A 23,247-nucleotide genomic window follows, 5' to 3' on the forward strand; every position below is an offset into this window, starting at 1 on the left:
GCAGAGACAATGCGCTATATCTCGACCCGCGGCCAAGCGCCGGTATTGAATTTCGAAGAGGCCATGCTGACCGGTCTTGCGTCCGATGGCGGGCTTTATGTGCCTGAAACCATCCCGGCGATGAGTGCCGAAGACATCGCGGCCCTCGCAGGTATGTCCTACGAAGACGCGGCGTTTGCGGTGATGAAGCCGTTCATCGGCGACACCTTCACGGATGAGGAATTCAAAGGGATCATCGCGCGCGCCTATGCGGGCTTCAAACACGATGCGCGTGCGCCTTTGGTGCAGCTCGGGCCGAACCACTTCCTTCTGGAACTGTTCCACGGTCCAACGCTCGCGTTCAAAGACTTCGCGATGCAGCTCATCGGCCAGCTTTTCCAAGCCGCTCTGTCCCGATCTGGCAAGCATGTCACCATCGTGGGTGCGACCTCCGGTGATACGGGTTCTGCTGCCATCGAGGCCTTTAAAGGGCTTTCGAACGTAGACGTGTTCATTCTGTTCCCGCACGGCCGTGTGTCCGACGTTCAGCGCCGCCAGATGACGACGCCGCCCGAGAGCAACGTGCACGCACTCGCCGTCGAAGGCGATTTCGATGATTGTCAGGCGGCGCTCAAAGAGATGTTCGCGGATATCGACTTCCGCGATCATGTCAAACTCGCGGCTGTGAACTCCATCAACTGGGCGCGTGTTCTGGCGCAGGTGGTATATTACTTCACCTCCGCTGTGTCCCTTGGTGCGCCGCATCGCAAGGTGTCCTTCACCGTGCCGACCGGCAACTTCGGCGATATCTTCGCGGGCTACATCGCAAAGCGTATGGGCCTCCCGATCGAGACACTCGTCATCGCGACGAACCAGAACGACATCCTGCACCGCACGATGGAAACCGGCGCCTGCACCAAAGAGGGTGTTGTGCCGTCGATTTCCCCGTCTATGGATATTCAGGTGAGCTCCAACTTCGAGCGCGCGTTGTTCGACGTCTATGACCGTGAAGGCAGAGCAATTGCGCAGCTGATGGACGAGTTCAAATCCGGTTCTTTCTCGATCTCCCAAGGCGCGATGGATCGTCTTCGTGAGACGTTCGAGTCCGGCCGCGCTTCGGAAGATGAGACCAGCGCGACGATCACCGACATGTATGCCCGCACGAACGAAGTCATGTGCCCGCATACAGCTGTGGCAGTCAAAGTCGCAGAGGAACATCTTTCCGACGTGCCGATGATCTCGCTATCGACGGCCCATCCGGCGAAATTCCCTGCGGCTGTCGAAGCGGCCTGTGGCGTGCATCCGGCGCTGCCGCCGCATATGGCAGATCTGTTTGACCGCGATGAGCGTTTCACAGTTGTGCCGAACGACCTCGAAGGTCTCAAGACCCTGATCAAGGAGCGCCTTGCGTGAGTCCTCGTTTTCACACCCTGTCCAATGGTTTCCGGATCGTCACGGAATTGCAGCCGTCGATGCAGAGCGCGTCGATCGGGGTATGGGTGATGGCAGGTGGACGCCATGAGCGCATCGAGCAAAACGGGATCGCGCACTTTCTCGAACATATGGCGTTCAAAGGCACGCATCGCCGCACGCCGCTCGAAATCGCCGAAGTGCTCGAGAATGTTGGCGGGTATCTGAACGCATATACGACTCGTGAGACGACAGCCTATTACGCGCGTGTCCTGAAAGACGACGTGCCGCTGGCGCTCGATGTGATCGGAGATATCGTTCTTAATCCGATCTTCGATCCGCATGAGCTTGAGGTCGAGCGCGGGGTGATCCTGTCTGAGATTGGTCAGGCGCTCGATACGCCGGATGATGTGATCTTTGACTGGCTGCAGGAAGCGACTTTCCCGAAACAAGCTCTCGGGCGCACGATCCTCGGCCCTGCGGAGCGGGTCCGCGCGTTTTCCCGGGATGACCTCGCAGGGTTTGTTGATGAACACTACTCACCCGAGCGCATGATCTTGTCCGCCGCTGGCAACATTGATCACGACCGCATTGTGGCTGATGCAGAGAAGATTTTCGGTGACCTGAAGCCCCACGGCCGCGACTATGCGGACCCCGCGCGGTTTGAGGGGGGCGAATATCGCAAGGTGAAGAAACTCGAACAGGCGCATTTCACGCTCGCGTTTGAGGGGCCGGGGTATCGCGACGAGGATATCTACGTCGCGCAAACGGCGACTACGGCTCTTGGCGGTGGTATGTCCTCGCGCTTGTTTCAGGAACTGCGCGAGAAACGGGGCCTTTGCTACACGATCTACTCCCAGTCCGGCGCCTATTCCGACACCGGCCTGACGACGATCTACGCGGGCACCTCCGGTGATCAGATCGGTGAGCTTGCAGAAGTGACCATTGACGAAATGAAGCGCGCCGCCGAAGAAATGAGTGCCCAAGAGGTCGACCGCGCCCGTGCTCAGATCAAGGCCGGGTTGCTGATGGGGCTTGAGAGCCCGTCGTCGCGTGCGGAGCGCAATGCGCGCATGATCGGCATTTGGGGGCGGATTCCGCCGCTCGAAGAGACCGTCCAACGTATTGACGCTGTAACGCTGTCCGAGGTGCGCGACTTCCTTGTAGCAACCGGAACTGGTCGCGCGTCGATGGCGCTCTATGGTCCTGTGAAAGCAGCACCGGAACTCGACCGTCTGCGTGAAAGGTTCGCCGCCTGATGATCAAGCGCCGTGCCAAGGTCCGGATTGATACCGAAAGACTGGTGCTAAGGTTGCCCCAGCATTCGGATTACCGGGCTTGGGTGGCGCTTCGGTCTCAAAGCCGTGACTTCCTCCAACCGTGGGAACCGACGTGGTCGGAAGATCACCTGACGCGCAAGAGTTTTACGAACCGCGTGATTTGGTCCGAACGCACCTACAAAAACGATAGCGGGATGCCGGTGTTCCTGTTCCGTCGCGAGGATGATGCGCTTTTGGGGGCGCTGACACTCGACAACGTGCGACGCGGCGCGGCACAGGCGGGCACGATCGGATACTGGATCGGCGCGCCCTATGCGCGGCAAGGCTACATGAAGGAAGCCATCGCAGGCATGGTGCATCACGCGTTTATGAAGCTGAACTTGAGCCGCATCGAAGCCGCCTGTTTGCAAGAGAACGCCGCCTCGCGCGGTGCACTTGAGAAGGCCGGTTTCAAATACGAGGGCGTCGCGCAAGCCTATCTCCAAATCAACGGTCGCTGGCGCAATCATGTGCTCTACTCGGCGCTGCGCAATGATCGCAGGGGACAGACAAACGTCGGTCTGGTGTGACCCCGCAAATATAGGAAGACTTCCGATGACACAGACTGCTTCGCCGGACTTTCTCGCCAATCTCGAAGCCGCTCTCCCTGCCGGTACGCTGCGCGACCGTCTGCCAGGCGAGTTGGAAGACCCGCGCGGTCGGTATTCCGGACAAGCTGTGACGATTGCGATGCCGCGCACGGTCGATGACATGTCCACTGTGGTGCGCATGTGCAATGAGGCGAATGTCGGCGTTGTGCCTCTGGGCGGCGGCACGGGGCTCGTGCTCGGGCAGGTGGCCTATGAAGGTCCGGCGCCGGTTATCGTGTCTCTCGAACGAATGACGAAAATTCGCGCGGTCTATCCGGAAGAGAATGTGATCGTAGCGGAAGCCGGAGCAATCCTCGCCGACGTTCAAGACGCGGCGGAAGACGCTGGTCGCTTGTTCCCGCTGTCGTTGGCTGCTGAGGGGAGTTGCCGTCTCGGTGGAAACCTCTCCACGAATGCGGGTGGTCTGAATGTCCTGCGCTATGGAAACGCGCGAGAACTGTGCCTTGGAATTGAGGCGGTCTTGCCTGACGGGCAGATTTTCCATGGCCTCAAGCGTCTGCGAAAAGACAACACCGGCTACGATCTGCGTAATCTACTCATCGGGGCGGAGGGGACGCTCGGCGTGATTACCGCAGCATCGATGCGACTTTTCCCGCGTCCGGAACGGGAGGCAGCGGCCATTCTCGTGGTGCCCTCTCCTGCGGCGGCGCTCAGCCTGTTGTCGATGGCGCAGGAAATTGCGGGTGAGGGGATTTCCGCATTCGAGCTGATCGCGAGAATGGGGTTGGACTTTCTCGAAGAGACCATGCCGGATATCCGGCAACCTTTTGCAGAGCCGCCCGAGTGGTGCGTGCTTATTGATCTGGGTGTGTCCGGTGCCTCCGATCCTGACGAGATGCTTGCGACCCTATTTGAGCGGGCCTCCGAGGCCGGTCTGGTGTCGGATGGTGTCATTGCGCAAAGCGAGGCGCAGAGGCAGGAGTTTTGGACGCTACGGGAATCGATCCCCGAGGGGAACAAACGGATCGGCTCCATTTCGTCGCATGATATCTCGATCCCGCTGTCGCGCATTCCGGAATTTATTCCAGACGGCATTGCGCGGCTAACAGCGCTCGGTGATGTGCGTGTGAATTGCTTTGGCCACCTCGGTGACGGGAACCTGCACTACAACGTCTTCCCTGCGAAAGGGCGCGACCGATCCGAGTATGAAAACATTCGCGCCGCCGTTAAACGCTGCGTGCATGACCTCGCCTCGGAATATGATGGGTCCATCTCCGCAGAGCATGGGGTTGGGCGCCTGAAGGCAGAGGACCTTGAACGGTATGGTGATCCCGCAAAGCTGTCAGCGATGCGGGCCATCAAGGCGGCTCTGGACCCGAACGGGATTATGAACCCTGGCGCAGTGCTCCGCGTGTAAGTGGCTGCCTCAGGTGCCTTCGAACTCACAGAGCACGTGAATGTCGTATCCCATGTCGGCGAGGAGCTTGTGGCCACCGAGTTCCGGCAGGTCGATGATGAAGGCACATCCGACAATCTCGCCGCCGAGACGTTCGACCAGTTTGATCCCTGCCTGAGCCGTGCCGCCGGTCGCGAGTAGATCATCGACGACGAGGATTTTCTCACCCGGTTGGATGGCATCGTCATGCACCTCGACAACGGCTTCGCCGTATTCGAGCGTGTATTCTTCGGAAATGACCGCGCCAGGGAGTTTGCCCTTCTTGCGGATTGGCACGAAGCCGATGGACAGTTGGTGCGCGATGGCGCCGCCGAGAATGAAGCCGCGTGCCTCCAACCCGACCACTTTGTCGATCCGTTGTCCGACATAGGGATCGAGCAGCTGGTCAATTGCCAAACGCATCCCGCGCGGGTCGGCAAAGAGCGTGGTGACATCGCGGAACATGATGCCTTCGTGGGGGAAGTCGACAATGGTGCGGATGTAGTCTTTGACGGTTTTTTTCTGCATCGGATTATCCTTTCAAGACACGCCCTGCGACGGTCGAGAGTTTTTCGATCATGGCGGGGTCTCGTTTGTCGGGGGCTGTCATGATCGCGTATTCAAGCGCATGATCGCAGCCGTGTTCACAAGGGGCGTAGGCCGCGGTCACAAGTTCCGGCAGAGCCGCGACCAGTGACTTGGCGTGCGCTGTGTTGGCCTTGAGGGTGGCGAGAATGTCGGTGATCTGCACCGCGCCGTGATCGGGGTGCCAGCTGTCATAATCAGTGACCATGGCAACGGACGCGTAGCAAATCTCCGCCTCACGGGCGAGTTTCGCCTCCGGCATGTTCGTCATGCCGATGACATCACAGCCCCAGCTTTCGCGATACATCTTGCTCTCGGCGACAGAGGAAAACTGCGGGCCTTCCATGGCGAGGTAGGTGCCGCCCTTATGAACGGTTACGCCCGTCTGACGCGCGGACTCATAGGCTAGGCCAGAGAGACGTTCGCAAACGGGATGAGCGACGGAGACATGCGCAACGCAGCCGGTCCCGAAAAATGACTTCTCACGCGCAAAGGTGCGGTCGATGAATTGATCGACAATGACGAAATCACCAGGTGCCATCTCTTCGCGGAACGATCCCACCGCAGACACGGAAAAGAGATCGGTGACGCCCATCTGCTTCATCGCGTCGATATTGGCGCGGTAGTTCACGGTCGAGGGAGAATGCACATGCCCGCGACCGTGGCGGGGCAGGAACACCATTTTGACGCCGTTCAACGTGCCAGTCAGCAAAGCGTCTGACGGAGCGCCCCAAGGTGTCGTGACCTCCTGCCAGATTGCGTCTTCCAAACCGTCGATCTCATAGACACCTGAACCGCCCATGACGCCAATAACACGTTCTGTTTTCGCCATTCTTTTCTCCTGTGCTCGTCGGGCCAACCTTGCTTCGCGTGGATTTCGGGCGCAAGGGGCAATTGGGCACTCTGAGACTTCGTCTCAGGATATCTGCGACATAAGGCGAGGGGATGCTTGCCAAAGCGGGCCCGCTCGCCGTAGAACTCCGCGCGTCCGAACACGCTGGGGATGAGATGCGGATCGAATTTGATACGGGGCCTTTGAGCGAAGGGAGCCTGTTCCAGTCGCCGAAAGACGTGATCTTCGCCCATCATCCGGGTGAAGTCGCGGAAGCTTTTGCACGCCTGGAGACAGCACTCGCGGACGGGTTCTGGATCGCGGGTGCGTTTTCCTACGAGCTCGGCTATTGCTTCGAACCCCGTCTTCTGCCGCTTTTGCCGACCGAGCGCGACGTGCCGCTCTTGGAAGTCGGGATTTATGAAGCACCTGTCGAGCCAACCGCGAGACCTGTTGCGACCGAAGGAGCGACGAAGAAGCAGCCGATTTGGGACGCAAATCGCTACGCCGAAGCGTTTGACGCCGTGGCGCGGTATATCCGTGCGGGCGACATCTATCAGGCCAATCTCACCTTCCCGCTGACGCTCACGTCGGACCTGTCGCCACGTGTGCTTTATGATCGCCTCAAGGCGCGCCAACCGGTGGGGCATGGCGCTTTGATTGAGCGTCCAGACGGCTCCGCGATCCTGTCGCGGTCTCCGGAGTTGTTCTACGAGACCGACGGTGAAGGCGGTATCACCGTGCGCCCGATGAAGGGCACCGTGCCGCGTGGGGCTACGCCTGAGGAGGACGCTGCGTCCAAAGACTGGCTCGCCGGATCAGAGAAAAATCAGGCCGAAAACTTGATGATCGTCGATCTCTTGCGCAATGACCTGTCGCGCGTTTCGGAAGTGGGGTCGGTCAAAGTGCCTAAACTCTTCGAGATCGAAAGTTATGCCACGGTCCATCAGATGACCTCGACTGTGACGGCCCGCCTTTTGCCTGAGATCGGGCTTTATGAGCGGTTCCGCTCGCTGTTTCCCTGTGGCTCTGTCACGGGTGCCCCCAAAATCCGCGCAATGCAGATCATCCATGAACTCGAAGCCGGTCCGCGCGGGCATTACTGCGGGTCCATTGGCTGGGCGGCGCCGGATGGGCGCTCGTCATTTAATGTCGCAATCCGGACGTTGGAGATGGCCGAGGGCCGCGCCAAACTGCATGTCGGTGGAGGCGTGGTCTATGACAGTGATGCGCAGTCCGAATACGAAGAGGCGTTGCTGAAATCCCGCTTTGCCGATCTGGAGCCTGTGACGTGAGCGACGGCTTCCGCATCATCGAGACCTTCGGCTATGTGCCCGACCAAGGCATGACCAGAGGCGCGCGGCACCTAGCGCGGATGGCGCGGACGGCAGAGAAGTTGGAGGTGTCGTTCGATCAGGATGCGGCAGAACGCCTGATGAATGCGTTCCAAGCTGACGCTCCGCGTCGCATGCGCCTGACGCTGGATCGGGCGGGGGCGCTAGAGTTGCAAGACGCGCCCCTCGCGCCGTCCAAGGACCTCTTCCGTGTGCAACTGCACGAAACGCGCCTTGATGCGGCCGACCCGTGGCTCAACGTTAAGACGACTGAGCGTAGCCTCTACGACGAAGCACGCGCTGCTTTGCCCCAAGGCATCGACGAAGTCCTGTTTCTCAATACAAGGGGCGAGCTGTGCGAAGGCACGATCACCAATGTGTTTCTAGAACGAGACGGCGAGATGCTGACCCCCGCGCTGTCTTCGGGGCTTTTGCCGGGTGTGTTGCGCGAAGAAATGCTGGCCGAGGGCCGTGCGCGTGAGGCGGTTCTGTTTGAGGCGGACCTGCGTGCGGCGCAGCGGCTTTGGGTCGGGAACTCGCTCCGCGGTTTGATTCCTGCCCAATTGGTAGACTGAGGCGTCAAACCTGTTGCGATGAGGCCACTCGGGGCAGGGCCACGCGTGGCTTTTGTCTTTCGACACTCCGGCAATCGCGTTAAGACGGGCCCAACGCACATATCCTGACATCTGGGAGCCTCCCGTGATCCAATCCGCACTCGCGTCTTTCGCGAAGAACCTTTCTATTTCCGGAACCACATCGACCAAGCTCACGCCTGCGCAGGCGAAGACAGATGTGCTGTCTGGCCTGACCGTGGCTCTGGCGCTCGTGCCTGAAGCTGTGGCGTTCGCTTTTGTCGCGCACGTGCACCCGCTCGTAGGTCTCTATGCTGCCTTCATTATGGGCCTTGTGACCGCCGTGTTTGGTGGGCGACCCGGGATGATCTCCGGCGCGACCGGCGCCATCGCGGTCGTGTTCGTGTCGCTCGTCATTGAGCATGGCGTTGAATATCTCTTCGCCACCGTCGTCCTGATGGGCATCCTGCAAATCCTCGCGGGGATTTTCCGGCTCGGGAAGTTCATCCGCCTCGTGCCGCATCCGGTGATGCTGGGCTTCGTGAATGGCCTCGCTATCGTGATCTTCCTCGCGCAGATGACGCAGTTTAAAGTGCCCGGCACTGATAGCTACATGACCGGTATGCCGCTCCTGATCATGCTTGGGCTCGTCGGCCTCACGATGGCTGTGGTGCATTTCCTGCCGAAGTTCACGAATATCATTCCTGCACCGCTCGCCGGTATTTTGATCACAGCTGTTGTCGTCATCGCCTTCGGTATTGATGTGCCGCGCGTGGGCGATATGGCGCAGATCAAAGGCGGTTTGCCGACCTTCCACATCCCCACCGTGCCAATGTTCGAGAGCATGGACAGCTTCCTCGCAACCATGCACATCATCCTTCCATATGCACTCATCGCTGCGGCCGTCGGCCTCATCGAGAGCCTTCTGACCCTTAACCTCGTAGGCGAGATCAAAGGTGAGCGCGGTGGCGTGTCTCAGGAATGTCTGGCGCAGGGCGCTGGTAACATCATCTCCGGTTTCTTTGGCTCCATGGGGGGCTGCGCCATGATCGGTCAGTCGATGATCAACGTGAAGTCCGGCGGTCGCACGCGCCTCGCAGGGATCACTGCAGCGCTGTTCCTGCTGCTCTTCATCGTGGTTGCCTCTCCGCTGATCGAACAAATCCCGCTCGCGGCTCTTGTCGGCGTTATGTTCATGGTCGTTATCGGCACCTTCGCGTGGAACTCCTTTAACGTGATGCGCAAAGTGCCGCGTGTGGATGCTTTTGTCATCGTCCTCGTGACCGTCGTGACCGTGCTCGAAGACCTCGCAGTCGCCGTGGTCGTCGGTGTGATCGTATCGGCACTCGCCTACGCATGGCAAAACGCCTCGCGCATCCACGCCAAGACCTACGAGAGCCCGGAAGGCGCGAAGGTCTACCAGATTCAGGGTCCGCTGTTCTTTGGCTCTGCGGAGGGCTTCCTCGAACTCTTCGATCCGGCTAACGATCCGTCGATGGTCATCGTGGATTTCGCAGACAGCCGCGTGGCCGACCAATCCGCACTCAACGCGATTGAAAGCCTCGCCGCAAAATACGAGGCTGCGGGCAAGCAGATCCAACTCCGCCACCTGTCCCGCGATTGTCACAACCTGCTGACCAACGCAGGGCACCTGATGGTCGATAGCGATGACGATCCGGATTACGAAGTCGCAACGGACTACAAAGTGCGTACCGGCGTTTTGGGCGCAGGGCACTGAGGACGAGGATTCTTGGTAAAAGACAAAAAAAGGGGCCGCGCGGCCCCTTTTTCTTTTTCGAATGTCGAAATTGGGCAAGTTCAGTCGTTGGGCCGCGTCAGCTCGAATACCTCTTTCACCTCTGCGTAATCGCGATAGCCGAGGCGGGAGAGCATGCGGGCTTTGACGACGTCGAAGCGGCCATCGACGACGAGATCAGGGCGGATGTGGATTCCCACGACTTCGCCGAAAACCGTGTGATTGTCTTTGCCCTTCAGCGTCACGATCTGCGTCACTTTGCATTCGAGAGATGCAGGGGCATCTTCCACGCGTGAGCACGCGATTTCGCGGCAGGGCGCGCGCAACGCACCGGAATGAACAAACTCATCCTCCTCGAAATCGAAAGAAGCGGATGAGGTATTCATGACATTGATCTGATCCGCGCCGACGAGATTGACGCAGAATTCGCCCGTTTCGCGGATGTTGCGCAGAGAGTCTTTTGAGCCGATCGAGCTGAACATCACCTGAGGCGGCACATAGGCGACCGCGTTGAAGAAGGAGTAGGGCGCGAGGTTCTCGTGCCCGTCGGCAGAGCGCGTCGAAATCCAGCCGATCGGTCGCGGAGAGACGATTGCATTGAACGGGTTATGCGGAAGGCCGTGGCCATCAGTCGGGCGATAATACATCTCTTGCGTCTGTCCTCTATGGGCTGTGCTTTGCTACGCGTTGCTCCTGATCTAGCGCCGTGATAGCAGAATTTCGACTCTTAAGGGACGCACATCGCATGTGTTTCCGAGGGTGGGGCGAGAGGAAAGGACGTGGCGTGTATCGCATCGAAGTCGAAAAAGAAGAGGACTGGTGGGAGGTGGAAGCCCTCTATGACACCTGTTTCGCGCCGGGTCGTGAGCTTCTTTCTTCGTATCGACTGCGGGAAGGCGTCGCGAAAGTTGCGGATCTGAGCCTCATCGCCCGTGACGAAAACGGGGTTCTTGCTGCGGCGATCCGGTTCTGGCCTGTCCGGGTCGGTGAGGGGGAGCATCGCGTGCTGCTCCTAGGCCCCATTGCCGTTCACCCGACGCGACAGGGGGAAGGGCTCGGCGCGCTTCTCATGATTGAGTCGCTCACGGAGGCGGTTCGGCTTGGCTGGGATCGTGTCATGCTCGTTGGCGATGCGCCGTATTACGAGCGTTTCGGCTTTGAAAAGCTCGAGCATGTCGAGATGCCGCCGCCGACAAACCCTGAACGCGTGCTTGGGTTGTCGCTGCAGCCGGATGCATGGGTTGGTGTGGAGGGGCTTGTCCACCGCGACGCCTGACCCCATCTTTTGGACATGTCCAAAGAATTGCCCACTCTTTCAGATCACGGCCACGCGGTCCTGCAGGCGCCGACGCCACAGGCCATCCGTGCGCTCGCGCGCCGATACAAACGCGCAAACCATCCCGGAATGCAGATTCTGAATATGGTTGGGGGAAAAGCGGACAGTCTGTTCGACAAGCTCCCCGCGACGATGCGGGGGCAATTGGAGGCGGCGACACTCTCAGCGCTCGAAATTGCATTCGACGGCGCGACCCGAGGGCGCAAGGCCGTCAAAGGCGGCACATGGCTCTCGCGTGCGGTGTCCTCCGGTCTCGGCGCGGTTGGCGGCGCGGGCGGACTGCCGACAGCCATGGCGGAATTGCCCGTCACGACGACGGTGCTCCTACACGCCATCCAATCGGTTGCAGAGGACTATGGTTTTGATCCGGAGCGGGACGATGTGCGCAAAGCCTGTATTCAGGTCTTCGCGGCGGCAGGCCCCCTGACAGATGACGACGGCGCCGATCTCGGGTTTCTGGCGGCTAGGACGACCCTCACGGGCGCCACGCTCAACGGCCTCATTGCGCGCGTTGCACCGCGTCTATCGGTGGTTCTGGGGCAGAAGCTCGCTACGCAGACCATCCCCGTGCTCGGTGCGGTTGCGGGGGCGACGACGAATTACGTCTATACGGCCTATTACCAAGATATGGCGCATGTGAGCTTCGGTCTCTTGAGACTCGCGGAAGATAGCGATCAGACTTTTGATGCTCTCAAGGGTGCTCTTCGGGAAGAGCTTGAAGCGTAGCAACTTCACGCTCTCGTGGTCAGGACAGCAAACCCTGACTGGTGAGATATTTCGTCAGATCCTCTCGCACGGATTGCGCGCCTGCATTTGCGGCCTCGTCGATGACCTGCGCAATTTCCGTGAGGTCCAATCTGCGGAGCATTGCCTTGACCGGACCGATCGATGCCGGGCGCATCGACAATGTGCGAACGCCCATGGCTGCGAGTGCGACCGCTTCCAGCGGACGACCGGCATCCTCACCACAGAATGAGACGGGCGTCCCGAATTGATCGCAGCGGGCGACGATCTGTCGAATGAAGCTCAGGAATGAGAAATTCAACGTGTCATAACGACGGCGCACCCGCTCGTTTTCGCGGTCGGCTGCAAAGAAGAACTGCTTGAGGTCGTTGCCCCCAATGGAGATGAAGTCGGTCTCTTCAAAGAACTTATCCGGCGCGAAAGCGAGGGACGGTGTCTCAAGCATTGCGCCCACTTCGACGGAAGACGGGAGAATATGGCCGAGCTTTTTCTCGTAGGCGAGAACGCTGTCAAAAATCTGCTTTGCTTCGCGGTATTCGTCGAACTGGGCGACAAAGGGGAACATGATGGTCAGCGGACGCCCTGCGGCTGCGCGGACGAGCGCCTGAAGCTGCATCCGCATCACGCCGCTCTTGTCCAGACCCACACGGATCGCCCGCCATCCCATCGCGGGGTTCGGCTCATCCTGCGGCTTCATGTAGGGCAGCACTTTGTCAGACCCGATGTCGAGCGTGCGGAAGACGACGCGCTTGCCGCGCGCAGCGTCCATCACGCGGGCGTAGATGGATGCGAGTTCCGCACGACGTGGCACGGTGTTCCGGATCAAAAACTGCAACTCGGTCCGGAAGAGGCCGACGCCTTCTGCGCCGGATGTCGCAAGTGACGGCAGGTCTGCCATGAGCCCCGCATTCATCTGCAAGGACACGGTCGTTCCGCAGAGGGTTTGCGCAGGCAGTCCCACCAGACCTGCATAACGTTTCTGCGCCTTTGCCTGCATCGCGATTTTATCGCGGAAGGCGGAGGCGACGGTGTCCTCAGGCCGCAGGTGCGCGAGGCCCTGATCACCGTCGATCAGGATCGGGTCGCCGTTGAGGGCTTCGGTCGTGATGCCTTCTGCATGGATCACAAGGGGGATCGCCCATGCCCGTGCTACAACAGCCGCGTGAGAGCCGACGGAGCCTTGTTCAAGGACGATGCCCTTAAGTTTTTTGCCGTAATCGAGCAATTCCCCCGGCCCGATGTTGCGCGCCACAAGGATCGGGTTGTCGGGCATTGCTGCGCCGGTCTCTTTACCCTGACCCGTCAGGATGCGCAGGAGACGGTTTGAAAGATCGTCGAGGTCCTGAAGACGCTCACGCATATACGCATCGGGGACCGTTGCGAGGCGGGAACGCGCGACGGACTGTTCTTTCTCCACGGCCGCTTCTGCAGAGAGGCCGCGTGCGATGTCCTCTTGCATCCGACGCATCCAGCCGCGCGAGTTCGCGAACATCTGGTAGGCTTCGAGCACCTCGTGCTGGTCTTTGTCTGTCGGTGCAAGGCGGCGGAGCATATCCGCGACTGACATGCGGAGAGTATCGACAGCTTCTTCGAGGCGCTTGGATTCGGCCTCTGGGTCGTCAGCGACGGGGTTGGTCACCACAACGCGCGGCTCGTGGAGATAGACATTCCCCTCTGCGACACCTTCCTGACCGGTCGCGCCGCGGAACATGACGGGATGGGTGTGACGCGCCGCCATGCCGCCTTCGTCGCTCACAAACGCGCCGAGTTCCGTCATCTCGGCAAGCACCATTGCGACCACCTCGAGGGCGTAAACCTCATCCTCGGTAAAGGCGCGAACCTGTTTCGACTGCACAACGAGGACGCCGAGGATTTCGCCTAGGCGCTGGATAGGAAGGCCGAGAAAGCTCGAATAAATTTCCTCGCCGGTCTCGGGCATGTAACGGAATCCCGGTTCGGCAGGTGCGTCTGCGGTGTTCACCATACAGCGGCTTTTGGCGACGCGGCCGACGAGACCCTCACCGATCCGCATACGTGTTTTGTGAACAGCTTCTGCTTTGAGACCTTCGGTCGCGCAAAGTTCGAGGGTGTCTTTGTCGCGGAAGAGGTAGATGGAGCACACTTCGGTCTGCATGCTGTCAGCGATAAGGTGGGTAATCCGGTCAAGGCGTGCCTGACCGGCACTGTCCTCAGCCAGAGTGTCCCGCAGCCGACCAAGAAGCTTTCGGCTTTCGCTTTCCAGATTATGCACCATGTCCCCGCCGCATTCCGCACATTTATGCGCAGCTGTTATTAGCGCACAGATGTGGCGATTGCCCAGAGGGAATCAACCTGCGGGGGTGCGGTTGGTGCTAAATTGCCTGTAAATTCTGCATAAAAATCCGGCACTTGAATGTGCAGGCGCAGAAATGTGATGCTGCACCTGCGCAATCAGTCCGATTTAGGTCCGATCCGGCCTAAATGCGTGATCCCGAACGCTTCTGCGGATTTGAGACCATACCCAAGTGCGCGATCAAACCCAGCATGGGCGATCCACAAGAGGCCGAGTCTGATCCACACTGGCCCGCCGAAAACCACCCCAATAGCTGCGAGGATGAGGCCGAAAGCGTAAATGTGCAGAGCATTGTAGGCAACGGCACCGACGCGCGGGCCGAAAAGATAGCCGAAGAACGCGAGGTCTGGCGCGAAAAAGAGGAGGACCGCCATCCAGATCGGTATGTAAATCCCGACTTGCGTCAGAATGAGGAGGGCGCTTAGGCAGACCAAGCCGCCCTCGATCCTTTGCCATATGATCATTGTCTACTCCCGCTTACGAGGCCTGCGTCGCTAGGATGACCGGCCATGACCAAAAGAAAACCCCCTTCCGCATCGAAAGGGGGTCTTTTCTCGAATACGCGTTTCAGCGAGGCGTTTAGGCTTTATCAAGCTCGAATGCGTCGTGCAGAGCCTGCACCGCGAGTTCGGTGTATTTGCGGTCAACGAGCACAGAGATTTTGATCTCGGAGGTCGCGATAACCTTGATGTTGATGCCTTCGTTGGAGAGCACCTGGAACATTTTTGCGGCGACGCCGGACTGAGACCGCATGCCGATGCCGACGAGGGAAATCTTTGCAACTTCGGTGTCGGAAATCAGTTCGTGGAACGAGACCTCACCTTTGTCCTGCGCTTCGTTCAGAGCGGCGGTTGCGCGCTGCACCTGATCGACGGGGCAGGAGAAGGTCATGTCCGTCTCGCCGTCTTCAGAGATGTTCTGAATGATCATGTCGACGTTCACGCCGGCTTCCGCGAGGGGGCCGAAGATCGCCGCAGCGATGCCGGGGCGGTCAGCCACGGAGACGAGGGTCATTTTGGCCTCTTCACGGGAGGCGGCGATGCCGGAGACTGGTTTGTTTTCCACGATTTCCTCCTCGGCACAGATCAACGTGCCGGCATTGGGGTCATATTCCTCGAAAGACGACAGCACGCGCAGTTTCACCTTAAAGCGCATGGCGAGTTCGACAGAGCGGGTCTGAAGCACTTTGGCGCCGAGCGACGCAAGTTCGAGCATTTCCTCGAAGGAGACTTTCTCCATCTTGCGGGCTTTGCTCTCGACGCGTGGGTCGGTCGTGTAGACGCCGTCCACATCGGTGTAGATGTCACAGCGTTCTGCATCGAAGGCTGCGGCAAAAGCGACGGCGGTCGTATCCGAGCCACCGCGACCGAGCGTCGTGATGCGGCCTTCATGCGAGATACCTTGGAAACCGGCCACGACGGCAACTTTCATGCCTTCGCCAAACTTCGCCATGATGTTGTCGGTCGGAATCTCTTCGATCCGCGCGGCGCTGTGAGCGGAGTTGGTCTTGAGCGGCACTTGCCAGCCCTGCCAGCTGCGCGCAGGAACATCCATTTCCTGAAGCGTCAGAGCCATCAGGCCCGCGGTGACGTTTTCACCCGAAGATACAACGGCGTCGTATTCACGTGCGTCATACATCGGCGATGTTTCGTTTACGAAGCCGACGAGTTTGTTTGTCTCGCCCGACATGGCCGAAACGATGACAATAACGTCGTATCCATTTGCGACCTCACGACCGACGCGTTTTGCGGCGCGGCGGATGCGGTCCAGTGTGGCGACGGACGTGCCGCCGAATTTCATCACGAGAATTGGCATTTCGGCCCTGTTCCCTGTCCTCGAAAGTGGTCACGGTTCTCTAAGAGGCTTGCCGTCAAAGCGCAAGAGCGGGGGTGTCGGAATGCATGTTTTTGAGGCTAAAACGCGCCTTTTGTCCTGCTTGGCCGCGTTTGATGTGTCAGTTCATCTTGCGTTTTGGCGTGAACGGTAGCGGCAGAACGGGAATCCCGTCCTCCAAGAGGGCTTTCGCTTCGTCGAGTTTGGCTTCGCCATAAATCGCACGGTTGGGGGTTTCGCCCTCGTGCATTTTGCGTGCCTCGGACGCGAAATTCATCCCGACGTAGTCGGAGTTGGCTTCGACCTCCGCGCGCATCTGGGAAATTGCCTGTTCGATCTGTTCTGGTGTCGGCTCAGAGGGGGCGGGCGCGGCAGGTGCGCTCGTCGTCTCTTCAGTCTCCTGTGGGGATTGCGCTGCGTCTTTTGTGCGCACTTGTGGCGCCATGATCGCCTTCGTGACGTTGGTCTCGCCGCACTGCGGGCAGCTCACTTGGCCCTGCGCATTGAGGGTGTCGAAGTCCTCAGCAGAGCGGAACCAGCTTTCGAACTGGTGCTGGTGGGAGCATTTGAGCGCGTAGCGGATCATGCAGTCATCCAAGTTGAACAGAGACCAAGATTAGGCTCCGGAACGTGGTTTGGCAATATTTGCGCGGTTTAGAGGCCGAGACGTTTCGGGTCGAAACGGCGGACTATTTGCGAAAGTTCAGGAGAAACAAGTTTCTCCGCCGCTTTCTTTGGAGACATCCATTTGCGCTTGCGTTCGAGCGCCTCCGGATAGCTGTCGGCGACCTCGCGCGCCTCGAGCGGGAAAACTGCGACCACGCATGGGAATGGAATGTCACTGTCGCGCGGCAGTTTCATATAGGAATAGAGGCCGATGCAGATCGATGAGGCTCGGCCTTTGACGCCCGCCTCTTCCCATGCTTCGCGCGATGCGGCACCAACCGGCGTTTGGCCATGCACGGGCCACCCTTTCGGGATGATCCACCGTTTCGAGCGCCGTGATTTCACCAGCAGTATCTGGATTTTATCCTTGCGCCTGCGCCAGATGAGCGCCCCGAACTGGATGCGCACACCATCTTTGCCCGCGTCCCCGAGCTGAACTGGGTGTTGTCGTGCTCTGAGCAGAGACATTGCGCACCATCCTCCTCAGCGGTTAGTCGAGCCTCAGAGATCAAGTCGTAACAAGAGAGCCGCACTGCGCAAAGAGAATTTGCGGATGCGCCCGAGCTTTTATGCGAGTTTGTGCAAATCAGGTGCGTTTGCGACGGCCTTCCAAAACGCCTCACGCTTGGAGGGGCTGTCGCGGAGGTCCTGAACGATCCGGCTCGCTTCTGTCGTCATCTCAGCGCGTTGATCCGGCGCTTTGAAGAGCCTTGTGACAGCGGCGGCGAGGTCCTCTGTGCCGAGAATCGCAATCGAGGCCTGCGCCACATCGAGCGCGCGGTAGGCTGCCATATGGTTCGAGACATGCGGGCCGTGAAGAATCGCGGTCTCCAGTTGTGCTGGCTCGAATGGGGTGTGTCCACCGCGCGGTACGAGAGACCCGCCAACAAATGCGACACCTGCGATCGAATACCAGAGTGCCATCTCCCCGAGCGTATCCGCGAGCAGGACGGCTGCTTCCGATGGATCGTCCCCCCTGGAGCGACGCGCAAAACTCAGTCCGGAACGCGTCAGCTCAGCGATAATCGCATCTGCGCGCGCTGGGTGCCGGGGCGCGAGAATGAGGCGGGCCTCAGGGATTTCCGCGCGCACCAGTTTGAACGCATCGAGGACGATCCGTTCCTCTCCTTCGTGGGTTGAGGCCGCGAGAAGAGTTGTCGCGCGCGGGAACATCCGTTCCAATTCCGGTAGATTTGCCGTCTCCGGGATGGCCATGTCCACCGTGGATTTCAGGTTCATCCGCGGAAGGAGGACGCGGGCAGGGACGCCAAGTTGCAGCAGGCGTTGCTCCGAAGCGGTGTCTTGTGCGGCGAGATAGGAGATCGCTGAAATGGCGTTGCGCATAGTGCGCCCGAAGAGCGGCCGCATCTTCTGCCACCGGCGTGCGCTACGCTCTGACATTCGTGCTCCGGCGACAATCACGGGAATGTCCGCCTGTGAGGCGAGGACAAATCGGTTCGGCCAGATTTCGTTTTCTAACGTGATGAGCGCAGCAGGAGTGTAGGCCCGCAAGAATCGTGAAAGCACTGGTTGAAAATCTAGTGGAGCGAGCCGTGCAGACACACGGGGCAACGCCCAAGCGGTCAACATGTCCCGCGCCGAAAGCGTGTTTGTGGTGATAAGCAGGTTCAGTGTTGGATCTCGGTCGAGAGCTTCTTCGATTATACTGCGAGCGGCCGTCAATTCGCCATTCGACGCGCCGTGTAACCAGAGATGAACATCGGTGGAATCTTTGCTGGGCCGTAGCCCCACTCCCAACCGCTCTGTGATATCCGATACCGTCTCTTTCCCTCTCAGAATCCGGCTCAGAAACATGAGCACCATGAGTGGGCTGAGTGCCGTGAGAAGAAAACGGTAGAAGAACAACGTAACCTCGGAGCGATACGGGTTCCTCGGGAATTACTTGCCCGAGCGGGGCTTTGGCAAGTCTTGAAGGAAAAAAGCGGCGATTAACGGGTCAGAATGCGGATGGTCACTGAGCCGGATTCAGGGCCAATCCACTGAGAAGACTGAACGATTTCACCATTCGCCAGAGAGGCCCAATAGACGTTACGGAATTCTGTGTCGCGGTTGCGGCAGCTTTCCGAATACGCGCGCGTCTGGATCGAGATGCCGTCACCGAAATCGATCGGCCAAACTTCCGCGCGTTCGATCTTGCATTTGAAGGCAAATGTTTCTGCGTGATCCTCTCCATTGAGCACGGTCACAAATCGATCGACAATGCCAGAGGAGCCTGCGCGCAAAACGGCGAGTGATTGCGACGCATCAATTGCGAGAGCATCCCCGAGAAAGCCGCGCGTGCCAACGATCATGCCGCCTTTGGTGGCCAGCGAAAGGTTGTCCCCCGAAATCCAGATTTCTTCGCCCTTGTTGTTCGTTGTTTTGCGGGAGAATGCACTGAACGCATTCTCGCGGTTCGCGACAGCAAGGATCATCGTAGGCTCTCCGGCCTCAACGAGTGACACGAACTCCGGATCGACCTCAGGGATTTCTGGTCCGCTCAGATATTGAAGAACACGCGAGGTTTGGTTCGGATCCGACGAACAGGCCGCAACAAGCAACGCGCTGAAAAGGCTGAGCAGGAGTGTCGAAGTTTTCATTGGGTCAACCTTGTTTGCGTGGCGTGCAAGTTGTTCGGGGAGTATAGGCAGGCCGGTCTTGCATAAAAACGCTTTCTGAATTTCCGCTAACAACATTCCCCGGCATATCGCCTATCTTTGCTCTGTCGGGGCGCTGCCTGCGGAGGGTAGAGCCCTCGGACCGCGCCCCGTCCAATTTACCTATCTCCAGAACCGGCCCCAACGGTCTTCCAACTCGTTGGTCTGTGTACCGCGTACGACCTCGTAGAGCCTGTTGCGGACCTCAAGACGAGCGCCGCCGTCACGCTGAACAGGGCGAATGGTTGTGCCGAACCCGCCGAGTGTTGGTTCACCGCTCAGCCAGTCAATTGGGACACTAAACCGGATGCCTTTGTCGAAGGAGCCTTCGCCGAAGTCATCGAAGGGCACATCGGTCAGAGTGAAGAACGCGCCAACGCGGAAGCCATTGTCGAATTCTCGGTCGAGAGAGAATGTCGCGCCGATATCACCGGCGAGATAGCGTCCAACGTCAACCTGCCCGAGATATCCCCCTCCGAAATCGTAATATGCGGAGGCATGGCCGGTGACGACGTCGTAGTCCTGAAAGCCGAAAAGCTGATCGAAGTCACGCTTCTTGGCGTAGTTCACTTCCGCGCCGAGAGCGAGCGGGCCGTTCACTGGCTTCCAAAGGACTTCCGTCGAAACGCCGCCATACATGGTTTCGAGGTAGCCGGCAGTGACACGACCATACAGGTTCGTGCCTGGGCGGAAGAAATATTCTGCCGTCAGGTGTTTGATCTGCGTATCCGATTGCTGCGCATAGGCCACAGCATCCGTTCGCACGTGCGGGAGGACTGATGTCGCAGGACGCGTGCTGTTGTCGAGGTTTCCGATCAGAGGTTGGCGGACCGCGCCAGACAGGATCACGCCGCGCGTGGGTGTAAAGCCGACAACGCCCTGAATGCCGACATCTGCGCGGATAGGATCGTCCGGATCGAACAGGCTCGGGTCGAGATAAGGCGTCACGCGCCAATCGAAACGAGGGTAGGTGCCCTTGATGTCTGCGGCTTCGGTGCGCGGCGCATCTTCGAAATCAGCGCGCGCGAAGCTGAGCCAGGTGCCCTCAAGGTCGAACTCGAGCGCTTCCAGATCTGACCGGCGAAGCGTCATGCGCGATGTGGGCATTCCTGCGGCGGTGCTCTCCAACCGGAAGGTCGTGACCGTGTCGGGAAGGTGGTTTGCAAGGACCCTTGCCGTGCGACCGAGGGACTGGGACTTTGCAGGATACCGTGAGTCGGAAATCCGGACGGTCGCAGTTGTGCCTTGGACCGAAATCCCCTCGAGTTTGATACCCTGTTCTTCGAGCGCTGCGTAGAGAGGGCTTTCTGTCGTCCTCACGCTCTCTTCGTCCCACGAGAGTGCTGCGGCGCTTTGGCGTGGCATGATCACTGGCGGCGCCTCTTCGAGGCCGCCGACATAGCTCGGGCGTCTCGGGTTGATCGGCACGCTGGCCATGAAGCCGACTTTCGAGCCGTGCAGCGAATAGGCAGTCAGTTCCACGCCGTTGTCGAACCCGTACGAAAGCGCGGCATTGAACGGGGTGTTGTGCGCGAAACCGGTCCGAATGACTTCGTTTTCATAGGCGTCGGAAGAATATTCCAACGTGAGGCGCACGCGGTCGGTCATCTGGTAGGAAGCTGCCGCAAACACCGCCGCATCCCCGGTGAACCATTCTCCGATCGGAACCTTGCCAGCGTCGCTGACCTGACCCACGGTCGACATGTCACGATCTGAAAAGTGATCGCTCAAAAGCGAGAGCGGGTTCGAGAAGCCGTTGTAGGTTCCGAGGCGACCCCATCCCAAGCCGCCCGTCACGAGGAGGCGGTCATCCATCAAATGCTTGCTCGCGACGATATATTCCGCCGCAAAAACACCCGTACCCGCGAAATCCTGCAACCCGACCGCAAGGCTCGGGAAGTAGTCGGTTTCCTCGGTGATCCCGAACTTGAGATCAAAGCTTCGGTCAAACTGTGCGATGTTCCCATTTTGCTGCCGACTGAAATCATCGAGGATCGAATACCGAAAAGATCCCATTAGCCGTGGTGAGACCTGGAACGTCATCGCATAGAATTGCGCATCGTCGCGGAAGTTTGTGGTCAGCTGCAGATAGCCATCGGGTAGCATTTCAGCCGAAGGCACATCGACATATCCTGGGGTGCCGTAGATCGTCGTGGGGAAGCGGAGCTGTCTGTCCTGTTCCTGTGCGGTCAAAGGGGCGCTGGCAAGCAAGGTGACGGCGACTAGGCAAGACCGGAAAGATCGTTGAAAAACCACTCAAATACCCCTTGGAATTTCCGGGACCATAACCTGTGATTGACGCGGAAAAAACCGAGCGACAGCGTCTGTCATCTGAAATGCGGAAAGTGTGTCTTTCATGCACGCGACGGCCCGCTTTCTGATCATCGACCGACTGGCGTCGAGAGGAGACTCAATGGTCTAAATTTAAGCAAATATGACCGCTAGGAGTTGCGCTGAAGTTGCCACGGGATAAATCTCCAGAAAACAGTTTACACTAAGTTTTGTGATGGATATTCCTCGGGGAGAGAACTGTTATTTTTGATGTCGCGCCGCAGATTGGCGAGGTTTCATGACCGTTTTTTCGGTGCTTGAGGGCTTCGGTTGGGGTGGTCATTTTGATGATGGTGAAGTTGGAGAGTTGACCTCTGTCTGATCTGTTCAGCGAGACCAGTGACGTATGAGTGCTCGTAGAGCGTAAGGTTGAGAGATGAAGATTGCGGTTGCCGGGCTTGGCTATGTTGGGATGTCGAACGCGGTTTTGCTCGCACAGCATCACGAGGTGATCGCTGTAGATGTTTCGGAAACTCGCGTTGAAATGGTTAATGATCTCCGGTCACCGATCGTGGACGCAGAGCTCGAAGATTTTCTGTCTCACAAGGACTTGAAACTGACAGCGACCACGGATGCGGAGGCTGCATATCGTGACGCAGATTTCGTGATCGTCGCTACACCAACCAACTACGACACAGTGAACAACTATTTCGACACGTCGTCGGTAGAGGCAGTGATCGCACAGGTTATTGCGGTCAACACCAAGGCTACGATCATTGTCAAATCGACTATTCCCGTGGGCTTTATCAGTCGTATGCGGGAGGAGATCGGGACCGATCAGGTGATCTTCAGCCCTGAATTCCTGCGTGAGGGCCGAGCGCTCTATGATAACCTGTATCCCAGCAGGATCATCGTCGGAGAACGATCCGAGAGGGCGCAGATTTTTGCCAATCTGTTGCTTGAAGGAGCAGTGAAAAAGGATGTCGACGTTCTTTTCACAGACGCGGACGAAGCAGAGGGAATTAAACTGTTTGCGAACACCTACCTCGCGATGCGGGTGGCGTTCTTCAACGAGCTCGACAGTTACGCAATGGCGCGCGGGATGGATACACGCCAGATTGTAGAAGGCGTGTCGCTTGATCCCCGCATTGGCGATCATTATAACAACCCGTCTTTTGGGTACGGCGGGTATTGTCTGCCGAAAGACACAAAGCAGTTGCTCGCGAACTATTCCGACGTGCCGCAAAACCTGATCGCTGCGATTGTGGACGCCAATCGCACGCGCAAAGATTTCTTAGCAGATCAGGTCATCGCGAAAGAACCAAAGGTCGTTGGCGTTTATCGTCTCGTTATGAAAGCGGGATCAGACAATTTCCGTCAATCTTCGATTCAGGGGATCATGAAGCGGATCAAGGGGAAAGGCATCGAAGTGATTGTCTATGAACCCGTGATAGAGGATGCCGATTTCTTTGGGTCCCGGGTCGTTAAGGATCTGAATACGTTTAAGGCTGAGGCGGATGTGATCATTGCCAACCGAATGACCGCTGACGTCGCCGATGTCGCCGAGAAGGTTTTCACCCGCGACCTCTTTGGCTCTGACTAAAATTCGGGTTTTGTCCTATGATGAGCCTTTTC

The 23,247-nt window shown here is 58.6% G+C and carries 21 protein-coding genes; 10 read left to right on the forward strand and 11 right to left on the reverse strand.

The window, feature by feature from the left end; genetic code table 11:
- The first annotated feature begins 9 nt into the window (after window positions 1-9).
- Genes thrC through LA304_RS11280 form a run of 4 tightly spaced genes read left to right on the forward strand, consistent with a single transcriptional unit; the run spans window position 10 to window position 4,676 of the window.
- Window positions 10-1,392 carry a threonine synthase gene (thrC, locus tag LA304_RS11265; protein WP_224503259.1) on the forward strand — a complete coding sequence of 461 codons (1,383 nt, stop codon included), beginning with the start codon at window positions 10-12 and terminating at the stop codon, window positions 1,390-1,392.
- Complete coding sequence (locus LA304_RS11270; RefSeq protein ID WP_224503260.1) at window positions 1,389-2,648, forward strand: M16 family metallopeptidase; 1,260 nt, start codon at window positions 1,389-1,391, stop codon at window positions 2,646-2,648. Before thrC ends, LA304_RS11270 begins: the two co-directional genes overlap by 4 nt.
- Window positions 2,648-3,238 carry a GNAT family N-acetyltransferase gene (locus LA304_RS11275; protein WP_224503261.1) on the forward strand — a complete coding sequence of 197 codons (591 nt, stop codon included), beginning with the start codon at window positions 2,648-2,650 and terminating at the stop codon, window positions 3,236-3,238. The genes LA304_RS11270 and LA304_RS11275 overlap by 1 nt, the downstream gene beginning before the upstream one ends.
- Window positions 3,239-3,263: 25 nt before the next feature.
- The gene (locus LA304_RS11280; RefSeq protein ID WP_224503262.1) at window positions 3,264-4,676 is read left to right on the forward strand and encodes an FAD-binding oxidoreductase; all 1,413 of its coding nucleotides are present in this window, start codon (window positions 3,264-3,266) and stop codon (window positions 4,674-4,676) included.
- Window positions 4,677-4,685: 9 nt separating this feature from the next.
- Here the strand turns inward: LA304_RS11280 and LA304_RS11285 are convergent, their stop codons facing one another.
- Both LA304_RS11285 and LA304_RS11290 read right to left on the reverse strand, forming a co-directional pair.
- On the reverse strand, window positions 4,686-5,222 hold the full coding sequence (locus LA304_RS11285; protein WP_224503263.1) for an adenine phosphoribosyltransferase: 537 nt from the start codon (window positions 5,220-5,222) through the stop codon (window positions 4,686-4,688).
- Window positions 5,223-5,226: 4 nt separating this feature from the next.
- On the reverse strand, window positions 5,227-6,111 hold the full coding sequence (locus tag LA304_RS11290; RefSeq protein WP_224503264.1) for an S-methyl-5'-thioadenosine phosphorylase: 885 nt from the start codon (window positions 6,109-6,111) through the stop codon (window positions 5,227-5,229).
- A 176-nt stretch (window positions 6,112-6,287) separates the two neighbouring features.
- Here LA304_RS11290 and LA304_RS11295 point away from each other — a divergent pair, with 176 nt between their 5' ends.
- The 3 genes from LA304_RS11295 (at window position 6,288) to LA304_RS11305 (ending at window position 9,755) form a co-directional block, all read left to right on the forward strand.
- On the forward strand, window positions 6,288-7,406 hold the full coding sequence (locus LA304_RS11295) for an aminodeoxychorismate synthase component I (RefSeq protein ID WP_224503327.1): 1,119 nt from the start codon (window positions 6,288-6,290) through the stop codon (window positions 7,404-7,406).
- Entirely contained in the window at window positions 7,403-8,020 is a 618-nt protein-coding gene (locus tag LA304_RS11300) for an aminotransferase class IV family protein (RefSeq protein ID WP_224503265.1), read from the forward strand. The genes LA304_RS11295 and LA304_RS11300 overlap by 4 nt, the downstream gene beginning before the upstream one ends.
- Before the next feature lie 124 nt (window positions 8,021-8,144).
- Window positions 8,145-9,755 carry a SulP family inorganic anion transporter gene (locus LA304_RS11305; protein WP_224503266.1) on the forward strand — a complete coding sequence of 537 codons (1,611 nt, stop codon included), beginning with the start codon at window positions 8,145-8,147 and terminating at the stop codon, window positions 9,753-9,755.
- Window positions 9,756-9,835: 80 nt separating this feature from the next.
- Here the strand turns inward: LA304_RS11305 and LA304_RS11310 are convergent, their stop codons facing one another.
- Window positions 9,836-10,420, reverse strand: coding sequence for a flavin reductase family protein (locus LA304_RS11310; protein WP_224503267.1), 585 nt, complete (start codon window positions 10,418-10,420; stop codon window positions 9,836-9,838).
- A 137-nt stretch (window positions 10,421-10,557) separates the two neighbouring features.
- Here LA304_RS11310 and LA304_RS11315 point away from each other — a divergent pair, with 137 nt between their 5' ends.
- Together LA304_RS11315 and LA304_RS11320 are read left to right on the forward strand one after the other, a co-directional pair.
- Window positions 10,558-11,049: a GNAT family N-acetyltransferase gene (locus tag LA304_RS11315; protein WP_224503268.1), complete on the forward strand. Its 492-nt coding sequence runs from the start codon at window positions 10,558-10,560 to the stop codon at window positions 11,047-11,049.
- Window positions 11,050-11,178: 129 nt separating this feature from the next.
- Window positions 11,179-11,835: an EcsC family protein gene (locus LA304_RS11320; RefSeq protein ID WP_224503269.1), complete on the forward strand. Its 657-nt coding sequence runs from the start codon at window positions 11,179-11,181 to the stop codon at window positions 11,833-11,835.
- Between the two features lie 19 nt (window positions 11,836-11,854).
- Here LA304_RS11320 and ptsP read toward each other — a convergent pair whose 3' ends face one another.
- The 8 genes from ptsP to LA304_RS11360 form a co-directional block, all read right to left on the reverse strand.
- Window positions 11,855-14,107 carry a phosphoenolpyruvate--protein phosphotransferase gene (ptsP, locus tag LA304_RS11325; protein WP_224503270.1) on the reverse strand — a complete coding sequence of 751 codons (2,253 nt, stop codon included), beginning with the start codon at window positions 14,105-14,107 and terminating at the stop codon, window positions 11,855-11,857.
- 176 nt (window positions 14,108-14,283) lie between these two features.
- Window positions 14,284-14,649, reverse strand: coding sequence for a DUF4260 domain-containing protein (locus LA304_RS11330; protein WP_224503271.1), 366 nt, complete (start codon window positions 14,647-14,649; stop codon window positions 14,284-14,286).
- Window positions 14,650-14,764: 115 nt separating this feature from the next.
- Window positions 14,765-16,000 (reverse strand): aspartate kinase, encoded by a 1,236-nt coding sequence (locus LA304_RS11335; protein ID WP_224503272.1) that lies wholly within the window; start codon window positions 15,998-16,000, stop codon window positions 14,765-14,767.
- Between the two features lie 139 nt (window positions 16,001-16,139).
- A complete protein-coding gene (locus LA304_RS11340) occupies window positions 16,140-16,604 on the reverse strand; it encodes a DUF1178 family protein (protein ID WP_224503273.1) in 465 nt (154 codons plus the stop codon).
- Between the two features lie 68 nt (window positions 16,605-16,672).
- Window positions 16,673-17,152 (reverse strand): NUDIX hydrolase, encoded by a 480-nt coding sequence (locus tag LA304_RS11345; protein ID WP_224503274.1) that lies wholly within the window; start codon window positions 17,150-17,152, stop codon window positions 16,673-16,675.
- Window positions 17,153-17,251: 99 nt separating this feature from the next.
- Window positions 17,252-18,508, reverse strand: coding sequence for a 3-deoxy-D-manno-octulosonic acid transferase (locus tag LA304_RS11350; protein ID WP_318010692.1), 1,257 nt, complete (start codon window positions 18,506-18,508; stop codon window positions 17,252-17,254).
- A gap of 125 nt (window positions 18,509-18,633) precedes the next feature.
- A complete protein-coding gene (locus LA304_RS11355; protein ID WP_224503275.1) occupies window positions 18,634-19,284 on the reverse strand; it encodes a YjbF family lipoprotein in 651 nt (216 codons plus the stop codon).
- 180 nt (window positions 19,285-19,464) lie between these two features.
- A complete protein-coding gene (locus tag LA304_RS11360) occupies window positions 19,465-21,534 on the reverse strand; it encodes a YjbH domain-containing protein (RefSeq protein WP_224503276.1) in 2,070 nt (689 codons plus the stop codon).
- Window positions 21,535-22,048: 514 nt separating this feature from the next.
- Here LA304_RS11360 and LA304_RS11365 point away from each other — a divergent pair.
- A complete protein-coding gene (locus LA304_RS11365) occupies window positions 22,049-23,215 on the forward strand; it encodes a nucleotide sugar dehydrogenase (RefSeq protein ID WP_224503277.1) in 1,167 nt (388 codons plus the stop codon).
- Window positions 23,216-23,247: the final 32 nt, after the last annotated feature.

Origin of the sequence: Celeribacter litoreus (genome assembly GCF_020165855.1) — a bacterium.
GTDB classification, from domain to species: Bacteria; Pseudomonadota; Alphaproteobacteria; order Rhodobacterales; family Rhodobacteraceae; genus Celeribacter; species Celeribacter litoreus.

Bases quoted from the DNA above. Each gene is read 5' to 3' on its own strand.
- LA304_RS11290 (WP_224503264.1), bottom strand. From the start codon at position 6,111: ATGGCGAAAACAGAACGTGTTATTGGCGTCATGGGCGGTTCAGGTGTC.
- LA304_RS11335 (WP_224503272.1), bottom strand. From the start codon at position 16,000: ATGCCAATTCTCGTGATGAAATTCGGCGGCACGTCCGTCGCCACACTG.
- LA304_RS11365 (WP_224503277.1), top strand. From the start codon at position 22,049: ATGAAGATTGCGGTTGCCGGGCTTGGCTATGTTGGGATGTCGAACGCG.
- LA304_RS11340 (WP_224503273.1), bottom strand. From the start codon at position 16,604: ATGATCCGCTACGCGCTCAAATGCTCCCACCAGCACCAGTTCGAAAGC.
- ptsP (WP_224503270.1), bottom strand. From the start codon at position 14,107: ATGGTGCATAATCTGGAAAGCGAAAGCCGAAAGCTTCTTGGTCGGCTG.
- LA304_RS11310 (WP_224503267.1), bottom strand. From the start codon at position 10,420: ATGTATTATCGCCCGACTGATGGCCACGGCCTTCCGCATAACCCGTTC.
- LA304_RS11280 (WP_224503262.1), top strand. From the start codon at position 3,264: ATGACACAGACTGCTTCGCCGGACTTTCTCGCCAATCTCGAAGCCGCT.
- LA304_RS11285 (WP_224503263.1), bottom strand. From the start codon at position 5,222: ATGCAGAAAAAAACCGTCAAAGACTACATCCGCACCATTGTCGACTTC.
- LA304_RS11295 (WP_224503327.1), top strand. From the start codon at position 6,288: ATGCGGATCGAATTTGATACGGGGCCTTTGAGCGAAGGGAGCCTGTTC.
- LA304_RS11355 (WP_224503275.1), bottom strand. From the start codon at position 19,284: ATGAAAACTTCGACACTCCTGCTCAGCCTTTTCAGCGCGTTGCTTGTT.
- LA304_RS11275 (WP_224503261.1), top strand. From the start codon at position 2,648: ATGATCAAGCGCCGTGCCAAGGTCCGGATTGATACCGAAAGACTGGTG.
- LA304_RS11350 (WP_318010692.1), bottom strand. From the start codon at position 18,508: ATGGTGCTCATGTTTCTGAGCCGGATTCTGAGAGGGAAAGAGACGGTA.
- LA304_RS11330 (WP_224503271.1), bottom strand. From the start codon at position 14,649: ATGATCATATGGCAAAGGATCGAGGGCGGCTTGGTCTGCCTAAGCGCC.
- LA304_RS11345 (WP_224503274.1), bottom strand. From the start codon at position 17,152: ATGTCTCTGCTCAGAGCACGACAACACCCAGTTCAGCTCGGGGACGCG.
- thrC (WP_224503259.1), top strand. From the start codon at position 10: ATGCGCTATATCTCGACCCGCGGCCAAGCGCCGGTATTGAATTTCGAA.
- LA304_RS11320 (WP_224503269.1), top strand. From the start codon at position 11,179: ATGCAGATTCTGAATATGGTTGGGGGAAAAGCGGACAGTCTGTTCGAC.